We start from the raw sequence: 14,565 nt of genomic DNA, 5'->3' as shown, positions 1-14,565 counted from the left end.
CGAACTGCTCATAGATGCGCGACTCACACTCCCGCCCGTTTGGTTTCGGTCCAATCGCCGCATTCCGAGCAGGCAGCCTGTGAGGGGTTCAATGTTTTGGGACGGGGGAGCAAGTTTCACGGGAAGTATAGCCCAGGACCAGCACCGCATCAAGCCGCCATGAGGGGGCATATTGTTTCCCCCGTCGACTTTTGGAAGCAAGCGGCCTCACGAACTGCGCGTGACGCGCAGAACTGATGTGAAGCCGACCTAGTATTTCGGCAACTGAGTCGTATCCCATCCGCCGCCAATGGCTTTGATCAGCAGAACGCTTGCATCCATGCGCCTTCGCTTGATGTCGATGTCATTCCGCTCATTGTTGAGCAGCACGGTCTGCGCTGTGATCACTTGCAGATAGTTGTCCACGCCGCCCTGGTAGCGATTGGTAAAGAGCTGCAATGCTTCCGCTGCGGATGCGGTGGCCTCTTGCTGCTGCTGCGTCTCGCTTTCCAGAATGCGCAGGGCCGCAAGATTGTCTTCCACTTCCTGGAAGGCGGTCAGTGTTGTTTGACGGTAGGAAGCGACCGTGCCGTCATAGCTGGCGGTTGCAGATTCAGAGACAGCGCGGCGTCGTCCGGCATCGAAGAGAGTCTGCGACATCTGCGGTCCAGCCGCCCACATGCGGCTGGGCCAGGTGAAGAGATTGGCGAGCGTAGTCGCCTCAAATCCAGCCGAAGCGTTCAGCATCAGAGTTGGATAAAACGCGGCGCGCGCAATGCCGATCTGGTCATTGGCTTCCGCCATGCGGCGTTCGCCGGCGGCGATGTCGGGACGGCGCTCAAGCAGAGTTGCAGGCAGCCCGACGGGTACTACAGGGAGATTTAGTGGAGTCTGCGGCGCGAACGTAATGCTGAACTCGGCGGGTGGCTTGCCGATCAGCGTTGCGATGGCATGTTCATACTGCGCGCGCATCACTGTCACATCGGTATCCTGCACTTGTGCTCCGTCGAGCTGTGTCTTTGCCTGCGCCACGTCCGACTTGGGAGCTGCCCCGCCGTCGAAGCGATTCTGCGTGAGTTGCAGAGCGTCGGTGTAATCCTTCACCGTGTCGTCCAGCAATTGCTTCTGTGCGTCCGCGCTGCGTAACTCGAAGTAATCGTAGGCTAACTCGGAGTGTAAGCTGAGACTGGCGGTTTGAAGGTCCGCGGCTGTAGCCTGCGCTTCCTCGCGCGCCGCGCTTACCGTTCGACGAACCCTTCCCCACAAATCCACTTCATACGAAAGATCAAAGGGCAAGGTGAAAGCGCCAGTGCCATTATTCGCGTATTGCGGCGGAAAGTAGGGCTGATTGGGGGAGAGCCTTTCGTTGGCGACGCTCGGCGAAGTAGAGATAGTCGGGAACTCAGAGGCCCGGTTAAAGCGAATCATCGCGCGAGCCTGGCGCAGCCGGGACTCGTCTACTTTCAGGTCCTGGTTGGAGACGGTCAGCTCCTCTTCCAGTGCATTGAGCTGCGTATCGCCAAAGAGCTCCCACCACTTGCCGCGTATCTTCTGATCCGCTGGTTGAGCCTGCTTCCACCCATCGGATTCCTTGAAGGATTCCGGCGGCGCCTCTTTGTAGGCCAGTGCGGTAGGCGCCGACGGCTTGACGTACTTTGGGCCGACCATGCATCCGCTGACAACAAGACTGAAGGAACCAATGAGACAAGTCGCAAGAACCCGATTCACTTTGCGCCTCCGGCCTGCGGTGCAATGGCTTGAACCGGATTGCCGCTGGCGAGGGAATCCGATGGGTTCACGATGACCTCGTCTTCCGGATGAAGACCGGAGACCACTTCAACCGTGGCTCCAAAGTCGCGGCCGATAGTGATGGGAACAAGCTCCGCGTGGCCATTGCGAACCACGCCCACGCGCAAGCCTTCCGAACGGAAGAGCAGGGTGTTTGCCGGAATAGTGAGCGACTGCGCGGCAGCGTGAGCGGCCTCAGGGCGTTTGAGATGGACAAAGGCGTAGGCGCCTGGCTTGATGCGTCCTTGCGCGTTATCGATATCGACTTCGACATTCAAGGTGCGCGATGCCATATCAATCGAATCGGAGTTGCGCACGATCGTTCCCTGGAATGTTTCGCCGGGAAACTCATCGAAGGTAAGCGTGGGCTTGGCCCCGGACTGCGCAGCTTCCGAATCGACTTCAGGAACCGCGACGTAGACGCGCAACCGGTTCACAGCAGCCATGTGGAACAGCTCCTGCGGTACGCCGCCCGCTCCCGCATTGATCAGCGCGCCAATGTCCGTATTACGTGCGGTGATCACGCCAGTGAAGGGCGCATAGACCTTTTCAAAGGACTGCAACTGCTCCAGCCGATGTACGTTGGCAGTCATGGAGTCGACCGTGGCTTGCCTTGCGCTGAGATCGCTGACCGCCTGGTCCGTCTCCTGCTTGGATACGGAGTTCGTCTTAAGCAGGTTCTGCCAGCGCGTCGCCGTGATCTGCGCCAGTTGCGCGTTCGCCTGGGCATTCTTCAGGTCTGCGCGTGCTTGCTCCAGTTGCTGATCGATTTCGGGGGTCTCAATCTCCGCGAGGAGCTGACCTTCTTTGACGCGTGCGCCGATATCCACGTACCACTGCTTGAGGTAGCCATTGGTGCGGGCGTAAATGGGCGTGTCGTTGAAGGCCTGCGTATTGCCTGGCAACACGATTTCCTGGCTCACTCCAGCGGTCGATGGATGTATGACATTGACTGTCGGAACTGCCGCCCGCTCCGTCCGGCTGCCCAATGTGGTCTCTGCCTGGACCCGCTGGTGAATGCCCGAATAGATGACGACTCCAAGGATGACGGCAGCAGCCGTGAGACCGATCCACAACATCGGGGACGAGCGCTTCGATGCAGGCTGGTTTGATGCGGACTGGCTCGCTGCGCCCTTGGGAGTTTCAGACGAATTATGATCTACAGTGCTCATGGGTATCTCCGGTCGCGTGCATCGCGGTTATGCGTGAATGGGCTCGTTGTCAGACTCGTTGATAAGCGGTGGGTTCGCAGCTTTGGATCGTCCATGCAGCAGGGCAAACACTGACGGAACAAAGACGAGCGTAGCTACTGTTGCGCAGAGCAGGCCGCCGATCACGGCGCGCCCTAGCGGCGCATTTTGTTCGCCTCCATCGCCGAGACCGAGCGCCATGGGAATCATGCCGATAATCATCGCCAATGCAGTCATGATCACCGGACGGAAGCGAGTTGCACCTGCTTCGATTGCCGCTGTGAAGGAATCGCCGTGATGGCTCAGCCTCTCTTTAGCAAACGAGACAACGAGGATGCTGTTGGCCGTCGCAACACCCATGCACATGATGGCTCCCATAAGTGCGGGAACGCTGAGCGTGGTATGCGTGATGAAGAGAAACAGAACGATGCCGGCCAATGCCGCGGGTAGCGCGGTGATGATGATGAACGGATCGAGCCATGATTGGAAGTTCACGACGATTAGCAGGTAAACCAGAATAATCGCGAAGCCCAGTCCGCCGATGAGGCCGATGTAAGACGTGCGCATGGTGCCATATTGACCGCGCAGCGTGACAAAGCTGCCTCGCGGAAGCGCTTTCCTGTTTGCGTCGACGATGCGGCTCACTTCGCGGCCGACAGAGCCCAGATCTCTGTCCTGAACGGAAGCATAGACGTCGAGCACGCGGCGAATGTTGTAGTGATTAACGGAACCAAGCTCATCGGTGCGCTGGATAGAGGCAACATCGGCGAGAATTGCAGGCCGCTTCTGGTTCGGTCCACTGATTGGAATGTTGCGCAGATCTTGGCCAGTCGTAATATCGTACTGCGGCGTCTGCGCAACCAGGTTGTACGAAACGCCGTTCTTCCAGTTGAGATAGAACATCGGCGTTACCTGGAAGCTGCCGCTCAGCGAGATCAACATACTGTTGGCAATATCGCGCTCGGTGAATCCTCCCTGCGCGGCCTTGGTTCGATCCACAACGACGTGAAACTTGGGGTAGTCGGACTGTTGCTGAATACGAAGGTCGGCGATGCCGCGTACATGGCTCAGCTCGGTCATCATCTTGTCCGCAACACGGCTATTGTCGACAATGTCTGGTCCGTCGATCTGGATGTCAATCGGCGCGGGCAATCCGAAGTTGAGCGTCTGCGTAACAATGTCGGCCGGCAGAAAGTAGAACATCACTCCCGGAAACGCGCGCGGCAGTTGCTCTCGAAGAGTGCGCACGTAATCCGCGGTGGGATGATGTTTTTCTTTCAAACTAACAAGCACATCCCCATCGGCCTCGCCAACCAGTCCCGATCGATTGTAGATGTAGTTGATGCTGCTGATCGGCAAGCCGATGTTATCGAGAATGTTGTCCATCTCAGCCGCCGGAATCGTCTGGCGAATCCTTGCTTCCACCTCATCGACCAGCTTGGCAGTTTCTTCGACGCGCGTTCCCGTCTTGGCGCGCACGTGCAGGATGAACTGTCCGCTATCGGTATCCGGAAAGAAGTCCTGACCGAGGAAGGGAATCAGCAGGAAACCGCAAAGACATACGGCAACGAAGCCAGGAACAAAGAACTTCCTCGCCGAGACAAGCCGCGTCAGCAGCGACGAATAGGCCAGCCGCACTTTCTCGAAAACCCGTTCGAATCCCTGCTGAAAAAGAGTAAATGGATTGCGCGACTTGGAACCGCCATGATGCTTGGCCTTCAACAGATACATGGCCAGCGTGGGCACCAGCGTACGCGACAGAATGTAGGACGCGATCATGGCAAAGATCACGGCCTCTGCCAATGGAACAAAGAGATATCGCGCGACACCGCTGAGAAAGAACATGGGCAAGAAGACGATGCAGATACACAACGTCGAGACCAGCGCGGGAACGGCAATCTGCGCAGCGCCCTCGAGAATACCCTCGTGAAGCTCTGCGCCCTCTTCCAGATGGCGCTCGATGTTTTCGATGGTGACGGTCGCATCGTCCACAAGGATGCCGACGGCAAGTGCAAGGCCGCCCAGCGTCATGATGTTGATGGTCTCATGCAAGAGGCTGAGAACGATCACCGACGTCAGGATGGACAGCGGAATAGAGATGGCGATGATGACCGTGCTGCGCCAGCTTCCGAGAAAGATCAGAATCATCAGGCCGGTCAGCGCCGCGGCAATCACGGCCTCGCGAACGACGCCGTTGATGGCTCCCTGCACAAAGATCGATTGATCCGACAGCGGTTGAATCTTGAGGCTTGGCGGCAAGGTCTGTTCCACGCGCGGCAGCAATTGACGAATGCCCTTGACGACATCGATGGTCGAGGCGTCGCCTGCCTTGAGAACAGTCAGCAACACACCGCGATTGCCATCCTGCCGGACGACGTTGGTCTGCGGCGCGAATCCGTCGCTGACCGTCGCGACATCGCGCATGTAGATCGTCGTGTCTCCAATGGTCTTGATGGGAAGATCATTAAGCTCATCGACAGTCTTGACGTCGGCATTCAGGTCCACGTCGTATTCAAACTGGCCCATCTTGGCTGTGCCGCCGGGCAGGATCAGGTTCTGATTGCCGAGTGCGGTGAGCACATCATTCGGCGACAGTCCCTTGGACTGCATCAGGTTCTGATTGAGATTCACCATGATCTGGCGCTGTTTTCCGCCAAAGGGATACGGCACAGAGGCGCCTGGAACCGTTACCAACTGAGGGCGCAGAAAGTTCATCGCCATGTCGTTCAGTTGCGGCTCGGTCAGGTTCTTGCCGGAAAGCCCGAGTTGCAGAACCGGAACAGTCGATGCGCTGTAATTGAGAATCAATGGTGGCAGGCTGCCTGGAGGCAACTGACGCAGAATGGTTTGCGAGACCGCGGTAACCTGTGCGTTGGCCCGATCAATACTGGCGCTCGGTTGCAGATATAACTTGACGATCGCTGTTCCGTTTACCGTCGTGGACTCGATATGCTCAATATTGTCAACTGTCGTGGTGAGCACGCGTTCGAAAACGCTGGTGATGCGCCCTTCCATCTCTTCCGGATTAAGGCCGGTGTATGTCCAGGAGACGGCGACCACTGGAATATTGATATCCGGAAAAATATCCGTGGGCGTCCTTAAGATAATGACCGGGCTCAGGATAAGAATGAGTAATGCCAATACGATAAACGTATAGGGCCGGCTCAAAGCAATTTTGACAATCCACATGCTGTTCTTCTGTTTCCTCGCTTCGGTCTATGCTGAGACACACACTTTCATGAGAGCAACGGTGCTCCTCTAAAATGCAATCTCCACCCGGAGGGCCAGGTATATCGTCGGCCACGCTTCTACGGCCCGGTTGCAACAGCAGTCGGGGAGCGCGGGCGTGCTCAGGCTGGATGTTCTCCAGTTAGATTGGATTCCCTACTTCGATATTCGTTGCAAGAATTGGTGCGAAGAGGCTATGACGCGCGCAACCGGGCATCGGCTGCCATTGAGTATTGTTCCGGCGGCATGACTGTCCAGATCGGACCGCGTAAGCTGCCAGAACAAGGGGAGGCAGAAGGAAGCCTCGCGCGATTGCCACGAAGAAGCAACGAGTCAATTGTGCGGCTGGTGAGCGGCTGGCACGAGGCTGAGGATTTATGATCGCAAGCGGTGAATTATCGCCAAGATTTCGATGAATGCCCAAGCCACCGAAACCAGGAGAATGTAGTGAAGATCAAAATCATTCTAGGAATGCTTGCGATGTTCTGTGGAAGTTTAGCCAGCTACGCACAGAGCGATTGGCAGCAAAGAGTCAAGGACGAGCTGCCTTTGCTTGGGCATCGTAACTGGATTGTGATTGTCGATTCCGCTTATCCGTTGCAGAGTTCGCCTGGAGTGGAGACGATCGATACCAGCGCGGACCATCTGGCAGTGCTTGATTATGTGCTGGACTCGCTCAAGAGCACAAAACACATTCGTCCAATCGTGCATACCGATAAGGAACTCGGTTTTCTGACGGAGCAGGATGCTCCAGGCGTCAGCCGGTACCGAGACGAGTTGAAGGCACATCTCAGCGGACTTCCGTTGGATGCGATTCTCCACCAGACGCTCATCGATCGAGTAGGCGAGACCGGAAAGAGCTTTCACGTTCTGGTATTGAAAACAGGAATGGCCATTCCTTACACTTCGGTGTTCCTGCAGCTTGACTGCAAGTACTGGAGTGCGGAATCTGAGGCGAAGTTACGGGATAGGATGAAGGCGGCGGAACATCAAAGGACAACGCCTTAGAGGCGAATGAAAAGCATGATTCAGCGTCAGGCCATGCACGCAAGGAGCGGTCAAATTGTCAGCTGACAAATCCAAGGCGCGGAAGGGCATTTTCATGAGCCGGATAGCTGACTTTACTCAAGAAAAGTTGGTAGTAAGGGTTGTCGCGCAGTTTGTCAAGGATCGGATCAGATAGGAATCCAAGACTCCAGAGGGAGCCTTCTCGATAAGACTGCTCGAGTAACTGCACTGCTTTCTGAGGCTCATTCAGGCCAACCAGAATAATCGCTTTCGCATAGGGTTCGTGTCCTTGCTCGTGCGCCTCCCTATATGCCATGGCATCGAGGATTTCGCTTGCTCGCAGACGTTGGCCTGTCGCGCTGTAAACGTAACCGAGAGCGCCCTGTACAACATCATTTCTCGGAGAGTCCGCTGCCATCGCTTCAATGCGCTCAATCTGAGCCTCCAAATCTTCGAGTTGGATCGAGGCCAGCGCCTCCACGGCATCGAATACGAGCCCGTATTGACCGCTGGCTTTGGCTTGTTCAATCTGCAGGAGAACATTTGCGTGTTCTCGCGAGAGATACTGGCTCCAGACATACAACGCCATCGCAAGGGAACTTAAAGCATTAAGCTGTGCGACTTCAAGCAGCAGGGCGGAGGCTTCCTTTGGGCTTCCTTCCGCGATGTGAAGCATTGCCCGGCCTCCCATACAACTTGTGCATGCGGGATGATGCTTTAAGGCGGCATCGAATCCACGGCGAGCGCTTTGCCAGTCTCGCTTTGAGACCATCTTAAGCCAGGCCGCAGCACACTTTGCCGCGGGCAGTTCTGGATCAATCTCCAGCGCCCACTGCAAGGCCGCCTCGGCGGAAGAGTACCCAACTGAAGCGCGAGTTATGCCCAGCATACCCCCTGCAATCAGAGCATTCGCCAAGCCTGTAAATGCCTCAGCATTGCCAGGGTCGAGATCGATAGCTTCCCGGAAGAACCGTGCAATCGCACCGAGATTCCTGTGCGAGAGAGTTTCCCACATCCTGTTGGCAAGGGCCACCAATTCGGCAGAGCGCGCCTTCCGAGGACCAGGAATTAGCGAGAAATCGAGCGGTATGTTGCCGTGAACGCTCTTTTTCTGCACGAGGGATGCGTGAAGTGATAAGTTCTCGTGGATTTCCGAGGGTTCATTGGTCAGGAATCGGCCGCGGTTCCTCATCCAGTCATCCAATTCTTCGGCGTACGCAAAGATCGCGCTCTTATTGCCGCCAAGCCGATGAATCGGTAGGCCATACTCGGAATGCCATCTCTGAACCGTTCGGCAACTGCGGTCAAGATGTCGGGCGATTGACTTCCAACTATCAAGTCTATGCTGCGCAACGGCTCTCTCGGTCATTACTGAAGTCACATGTTTTCCCTTCGGTAACAACTTACAGATGCCTGATCGGGCGCGTCAACCCCTAATAACCTATTACTTACAACTTAAAACGAAAGGAATGCAGCCTGCTCTCCCGGAAATTCGGATGCTAGCCAGTTCAGGCCGTCTCAGGGCGAAGAGTGCAGCCTCTGGAGACCCGGATCCAAGCCTAAATTTGATTTCCTGAGGCGTTTCAAAAACAGGTTCAACCTTAAGTCAGATACCTACAGTGGGTACTAGCGAACCCCCAGAGCGCCTGCGAAATGTGATGTCGCTGAGATTGCCCAAGCCAAAGATTGTCCAAACCTAGACAAGAGGAGGCCCTGTGACGAAGATAGGCGCATAGATGTAAAACCAAGTCTCGTGGAATTCACGGACCGCTGGCTTTCCGTATCCTCGACCGGTCCGATGCAGACTCCACTTCCGAGACTTCGCTTGCTAACTATCTTCGTGGCGAAAGCTACCTCAGTGACGCATATAGTCGTGTGTCTTGACTATCCCGGCGTATGTTGTCCGTTCCGAATGGCATAGTCTCGACGTAATATGCTTTCAGTCATCTCAGTGCCATTTACTCGCCAGAGCATCCAAGGCATGCTCCGAAAACTTAATTATGCGCGGAACTTGGTTGTCCGGTCCGTAAAGGTGGAATCGATTATGTGGAAATGGGCTTTGGAAGCGACCGGAGGATTGCTTCTGGCGATTGTAGGGTACTTTTGGGGATGGAACAGCGGATGGAGAGTCGGTTATCGGGAAGGCTGGTCCGATGAACAGAAAATGAAACGAGCGTCCATCAAAGGCGAGATGAGCAACACCGCGACGATCTCCCAGTCTTGGACCGCTCCTGAAGTACATCACTGAAACAGTGCAGAACATTCTTCCCGCATCCCATTTATCATCCGGCCACGTGAAATGCCGACTAGAGTTTACGCGGAAAGGCTTCCCTTTTGAGACGTCACGAGGGATGAATTACCTTGAAATACCCGGCGTATTTCGTAAGAGTTATACCAAAGATGTAATCGGTATCTGCGACTTCCAGTTGAAACAAAGATTGTGCGCTGGCACAAGTCACACCAGGGAGTGAGCTATGCATAGCGATCCGTGGCATGTTCTACACGTAGTCTCGAACCATGAAAAACTGGTTGCTCAGCACCTCGGCGTGCGTTCTCTGGAGCATTACTTACCCCTGTATACGGAGCGTGTAAAGTGGACGGATCGGATCGTAGTAGCGGAACGCCCGCTCTTTCCGGGTTATTTGTTTGTTCGGTTCCTGCCGCAGAGCAGGCGTTCTGTCATCTCCACGCCCGGCGTGCTACGCGTTCTGGGCGATGACGAAAGTAATATGGTGAGTTGTGCAGAACTTGACCAGATTTGCATAGGACTGGCAAGCGGACTTCTCCTGCGACCCCATCCCCGCGTCACTGTTGGAACACAAGTTAGGGTGCGTAACGGCGTCTTTGCCGGAGTTGAAGGATTGGTGACGGAGCTTCGTCAGCAATCCAAGGTGATCCTTACTCTTTCTGCAGTTACTCAGTGCTTTTCATTGGAGGTAGAACTCGGTGATATCGAGGTTGTGAATAAGGCTGTGGCAAAGCCTGGTCTTCTACGTTCCGCCGCCTACAGCTGAGTGCTCGCAGCGAATCAGACATTGCAACGAACCAGGGACGTCCGCTGGTCGGTAAGTGAATAAATAGAGAGTAGTAGACCGATGGAGCCAGCGATCTGGCTGGCCGATATCCTGCCGTGTGCTTTGGATGAGTTGCCGGGTTTAACATTTGATGTCAGTCAGAGCAAGTGATGTGGCCCAAAAACTGCGGTAGCCCACAGGACGCCGCTTTCGCGCGTCCTGTGGGCTACTCTGTGATTCTGTAATTTATCGGCTACTGCCGCTCAAGTGGCGAGGCCGGGCTTCTGTGGCGCCATCAATTCGTAGCCTGTTGCTATCTGCCTCCACAGATATAGGTGCTTGTGTAGCTTGTGGAGGCTGTCAGGGCCAATCCAGTGTTGAGGGAAGCCTGCGTTGTTGAGTACGTCGGCAAGATTGAAGTGATGGCCGTGTAAGGAGGTACCGACAACCCAAGCGTGAAAATGCAGTTGGGAAGATGTGCGCGTGAGACCGTTGTTACCGTGTAGAGAACGCCAATTGCTGGGCCGGTTCCCGTTGTCAATGTGACCGTACCACTGAACTGATCGCACACATGCGATGGAGCGCAGGCAATGAAATTGCCGGCTCCTGCCGCTGGACCTGCGGACAGGCCTGCAGCGGCTGTGCCTGCGAACGCTGGTGAAGCTACATTGGATGATGCTGTGAACTCTCCTGAAATGCTCATATCGCCAGTGGTATTGCGGGTTGGAGCTATATAGGATGATGTCGATTGCCCATTATCTTTGAATGGATATTTGAGTGAACTAGTGGGCCCTGCACTAGCGCCATTCGCCTTCAACCGTTGCCACGCTGAGCCGTTCCATTTCAGAATATCGGCACTCATATACCCATCTCCACAATTCCATGTGATGTTGTTGTAGTCGGTAGAGGATAGAACAGAATTTCCTGTAGTTGTCTGAGCCGCTACGGAGACCGCGCTCACGCCCCCGTTATAGTCGTGACAAGCAATGGCGTATCGGTACGTGGTTGTGCCAGGGGCGCCGATATGTGTAACGGTCGGTGCGCTTGGGTCCGGTAAGGAATGGGTGGAGAGCGTCCCTCCGCTCTTGATGCCACCATAACTTCGCAACGCGCCAAGGGTGAATGGGGCATGACCTGCCAAGCCATATACAGACTGGGCCTGAGTCGTTGCGTTATACATCAATTCCAAACCACAGTTGGAACAAGATGGGTGGGCGTAAATCTGGTAGTAATTTGGGGACGATCCTTGTCCAAAGTCGTACTTGAATGAACCCCAGGTGACAGGCCACGGTGCAACGTTTTTAATCCCATAAACGAGGTTGAATTCTGTATCCGTACCCGGGCTGTAAACGACAGAATTACCGTTCAGCGATGCAGCCGAGCCGCCGTGAACGGTATTGCTGGATGCAGTCGCTTCGAATTTAGCTAAATCTCCGCCGCTTTCGACGTCCAACGGGGTGACTTCATTGGATGCGCCTGTAAAGTCGAAGGCGACTCCGCCTGGAAAGTTCTCGACGTCGGCAGCAACTATCCGGTTGGCCCATCCGCCGAGCTTGAATCCGATGCCCCCCTTGAGGAATGGTTGGAAGTTGCCACCAATCCAGGTGTTGGCATTGGTGGATGCCTGCATATCGACTGCAATTTGAGCTCTAACTATCTGGTTGTCGTCAAACCTGCTGTAACAATCGCAATTCCATTGCCAGGTTTTCCATCCGGTGCGGATGCCCGTCTGAAAGCTCTGTACACGGTTCCGAGCGACGTTGCCCATTTGCATACCTTGAAGGTCAAAGCCGATACTGCCGTCCGATGTTGATGTACCAATTATTTCGATGTCATGGATTTGTACCTTAGCTGCTGAGCCACCGGGAATCTTCGAGTCATTGCCCCAGGATGCAAGACGTAACCCTTGTCCGCCGGTTGTGCCCGATAGCGTAATCGTAGTCCCGTATCCTGCCACATCGCGCCATCCAGCTCCCGCCAGTTCTGAGTTGTCGTTGAGGATAAAGACGGGTACAACAGAAGCGGTATAGGAAGTTCTACCGAGCTTCAAAGTCGTATTTCTGGGCAAGGTTATGGTACTGGAGATCGTTTGACTCCCTGTGAGTGTTGTTGCGTCGCAAATACCCCCGCCGGCAGGTAGCGCTTCGATACAGCTCTTAATCTTTGCACCAGCATCGGCTCCTGCATAGCAAGCAACATTCAACGTGTCATTTGTGACTGCCGTGTTGGGTACTGCAGCCCCTGTAGGACACGCCTGGCCAATCGCAACATTATCTGAGGAGCTGGCGCCTCTACTGTTCTGGGGATTCGTTGGCGGATTCGCATCTAATTGCGATCCGGAATCGTTGGCTGATGCCGCAGACTTTGCAGGGTTGGATTGATTGTATGGAACCTGCACGTTCTGTGCATGGAGCGCCAATGGCAGGCATAGAGTGAAGGACAAAGGGATGAGTGAGAGTCTGCGTATCATGCAATTCTAAAGCCTCTGCGGCGAAGCTGCAGTGATGACTAAAGCATCGTCGACTGAGAGGGATTGGCACTTACGTTATTGGGCGACCTTGCAGAGTTGTGCATGACGCGGATGTTCAAGCCAAGGAGGACGCCCGCGGCGAATCCAAAGAGATCCGCGAGAATATTATGGGGACGTGCGATGGGCCCTGGAAGAACCTGCTGCATGACTTCGGGAACAATGCCCAAGGACCCTATGACGAGAGAAAGCAGCAGATTGGTTTTGAGTCTCCAAGCGGCAACGGGAATAGCGGCAACTGTTGCGCAAGCGAGAAAGTGTAACCACCGATTCGAGTCGTAGATCGAAAGAGCTTTATATGTCCAACTGCCGCCGGGGAGAATGGAAATGAAGAATAGTCCACTGGTCAGTGCGCACCAGAGATAGCACAATCGTGTCTTTGTCGACATGGGCATTGCTCCTTACTCATGCTGAACTGTTTCGAACTTACTCAGCTTTTGGTTGAAGACGCGTGAGACAGAGTCAATGAAGATGACTGCGGACGCTCCTCGGCTTCTGGCGCCATACTCGCGCCAGAGGCTGATGTATCCATGGCCAGGGAAATCGATGCGGGCCTGCCATCCGGTATTGATTCCCCACTGCTGTGTTGTATCGTCAAAGTGGAATATTATTCCGGAGAATCCAAACAGAGGGCAGGTTTGGCAAACGACATCCCAACATTGTTGGAGTGTTATGTCTGCCTTGACTTCGTGTTCAAATGCTTCGAGCGCGAGTTGAGCACTGATAACACTGCGAAGATCTCCCCCGAGAACCATCCGGCCGGCGACACTGAATTCGTTGTAGCCGAGGTGCTGCAATCCGAGCCAGGCGGCGAGGCAGACAAGTACAATCACGAAGCCACGGTTACGACCGTGGTTGATCGTCAGGAGAATAGACGCCGTGGCGCCAATGCTGCAGATGGCATAGATGACGAGTACAAGACGCCGAGGTGTGAGGCCTCTGGAAAGAAGCTTGTGGTGAATATGCGCGCGGTCGGCCGCAAAGATAGGTTGCCCACGGATGAAGCGCCGCACAATCGCAAGACCGACATCCATCAGGGGAACTGCGAGAACCAGTAACGGTGCGGTCATGCCGAGCAATGTGGCCGACTTCTCGCTCCATATTGCGCCGTAGCACCCAAGCAGGAATCCGAGAGTCAGGCTGCCACAGTCGCCGAGGAAGATACTCGCCGGATTGAAATTGTAACGAAGAAAGCCAAGCAGTGCTCCGGCCAGCGGCATGATGGCAAGGGCCATTGGGAAGTTGTGATCGAGGACGGCAGCAATCAGCATTGTAAGCGCAGCGAAGATGCTGACTCCGGTCGCGAGGCCATCGACACCATCGATCAAGTTGATTGCATTTGTGCACGTGACGATCCACAAGACTGTAACAGCAAGGCTCGCGGCGACGCTGGGAAAGGAGTATCCCGCGACGACACTCACATGCACGCCGCCAAACCACGCCAGTATCGTGGCAACCACTTCGCCTGCAAGTTTTTGCCATGGACGAAGATTGACAATGTCATCCATCAGTCCGATGCCAAAGACGATGGCAAGGGCAGGAAGAAGACGGAGGACAAGGGGCAGATCTTCGCCGACGATTGCGCCAGAACTGAACCTGACTGCTAGAAGCAGGCCGTATGCAGCGAACACCGCAACGACAATGGCCACACCGCCGAGTCTTGGAATCGGTGCGCTATGGAACTTTCGTTGCTGGTCGGGCTGGTCTACGATTCCAAAGCGCCACGCCAGGTTCCTGACCAGTGGCGTCAGGAATAGCGTCAAAGCGAACGAGACAAATCCGAGGAAGAGGAGGGAATACATCGCGGTATATCAATTTCTTAGCGCAAGAG

General features: G+C 55.0%; 9 protein-coding genes. 2 read left to right on the top strand and 7 right to left on the bottom strand.

The window, feature by feature from the left end; translation table 11 throughout:
* Positions 1–249 precede the first annotated feature (249 nt).
* The 3 genes from OHL23_RS16530 to OHL23_RS16520 are packed head-to-tail and all read right to left on the bottom strand — an operon-like array spanning position 250 to position 6,146.
* Positions 250–1,707: an efflux transporter outer membrane subunit gene (locus tag OHL23_RS16530; RefSeq protein WP_263353016.1), complete on the bottom strand. Its 1,458-nt coding sequence runs from the start codon at positions 1,705–1,707 to the stop codon at positions 250–252.
* Entirely contained in the window at positions 1,704–2,939 is a 1,236-nt protein-coding gene (locus OHL23_RS16525; protein WP_263353015.1) for an efflux RND transporter periplasmic adaptor subunit, read from the bottom strand. The genes OHL23_RS16530 and OHL23_RS16525 overlap by 4 nt, the downstream gene beginning before the upstream one ends.
* 27 nt (positions 2,940–2,966) lie before the next feature.
* Positions 2,967–6,146, bottom strand: coding sequence for an efflux RND transporter permease subunit (locus OHL23_RS16520; protein WP_263353014.1), 3,180 nt, complete (start codon positions 6,144–6,146; stop codon positions 2,967–2,969).
* Positions 6,147–6,632: 486 nt separating this feature from the next.
* Between OHL23_RS16520 and OHL23_RS16515 the strand changes: the two genes are divergently transcribed.
* Complete coding sequence (locus OHL23_RS16515; RefSeq protein ID WP_263353013.1) at positions 6,633–7,193, top strand: RbsD/FucU domain-containing protein; 561 nt, start codon at positions 6,633–6,635, stop codon at positions 7,191–7,193.
* A gap of 58 nt (positions 7,194–7,251) precedes the next feature.
* On the opposite strand, the gene OHL23_RS16510 is transcribed toward OHL23_RS16515, so the two are convergent.
* Positions 7,252–8,385 carry a tetratricopeptide repeat protein gene (locus tag OHL23_RS16510; protein ID WP_263353012.1) on the bottom strand — a complete coding sequence of 378 codons (1,134 nt, stop codon included), beginning with the start codon at positions 8,383–8,385 and terminating at the stop codon, positions 7,252–7,254.
* 1,282 nt (positions 8,386–9,667) lie between these two features.
* Between OHL23_RS16510 and nusG the strand changes: the two genes are divergently transcribed.
* Positions 9,668–10,207, top strand: coding sequence for a transcription termination/antitermination protein NusG (gene nusG / locus OHL23_RS16505; RefSeq protein WP_263353011.1), 540 nt, complete (start codon positions 9,668–9,670; stop codon positions 10,205–10,207).
* A 313-nt stretch (positions 10,208–10,520) separates the two neighbouring features.
* On the opposite strand, the gene OHL23_RS16500 is transcribed toward nusG, so the two are convergent.
* From OHL23_RS16500 to OHL23_RS16490, 3 genes are all read right to left on the bottom strand, one after another.
* Positions 10,521–12,257: a hypothetical protein gene (locus tag OHL23_RS16500; protein ID WP_263353010.1), complete on the bottom strand. Its 1,737-nt coding sequence runs from the start codon at positions 12,255–12,257 to the stop codon at positions 10,521–10,523.
* A 458-nt stretch (positions 12,258–12,715) separates the two neighbouring features.
* Positions 12,716–13,123, bottom strand: a complete 408-nt coding sequence (locus OHL23_RS16495) for a hypothetical protein (RefSeq protein WP_263353009.1) — start codon at positions 13,121–13,123, stop codon at positions 12,716–12,718.
* A gap of 12 nt (positions 13,124–13,135) precedes the next feature.
* Positions 13,136–14,536, bottom strand: coding sequence for a glycosyltransferase family 4 protein (locus tag OHL23_RS16490; protein ID WP_263353008.1), 1,401 nt, complete (start codon positions 14,534–14,536; stop codon positions 13,136–13,138).
* Positions 14,537–14,565: the final 29 nt, after the last annotated feature.

This window comes from Acidicapsa acidisoli (assembly GCF_025685625.1).
Classification (GTDB): Bacteria; Acidobacteriota; Terriglobia; order Terriglobales; family Acidobacteriaceae; genus Acidicapsa; species Acidicapsa acidisoli.
This window is presented reverse-complemented; position numbering and strand designations above follow the sequence as displayed.

Excerpts from the sequence above, each read along its gene's own strand:
- OHL23_RS16525 (WP_263353015.1), bottom strand. The coding sequence starts at position 2,939 with ATGAGCACTGTAGATCATAATTCGTCTGAAACTCCCAAGGGCGCAGCG.
- OHL23_RS16520 (WP_263353014.1), bottom strand. The coding sequence starts at position 6,146 with ATGTGGATTGTCAAAATTGCTTTGAGCCGGCCCTATACGTTTATCGTA.
- OHL23_RS16510 (WP_263353012.1), bottom strand. The coding sequence starts at position 8,385 with ATGAGGAACCGCGGCCGATTCCTGACCAATGAACCCTCGGAAATCCAC.
- nusG (WP_263353011.1), top strand. The coding sequence starts at position 9,668 with ATGCATAGCGATCCGTGGCATGTTCTACACGTAGTCTCGAACCATGAA.
- OHL23_RS16495 (WP_263353009.1), bottom strand. The coding sequence starts at position 13,123 with ATGTCGACAAAGACACGATTGTGCTATCTCTGGTGCGCACTGACCAGT.
- OHL23_RS16490 (WP_263353008.1), bottom strand. The coding sequence starts at position 14,536 with ATGTATTCCCTCCTCTTCCTCGGATTTGTCTCGTTCGCTTTGACGCTA.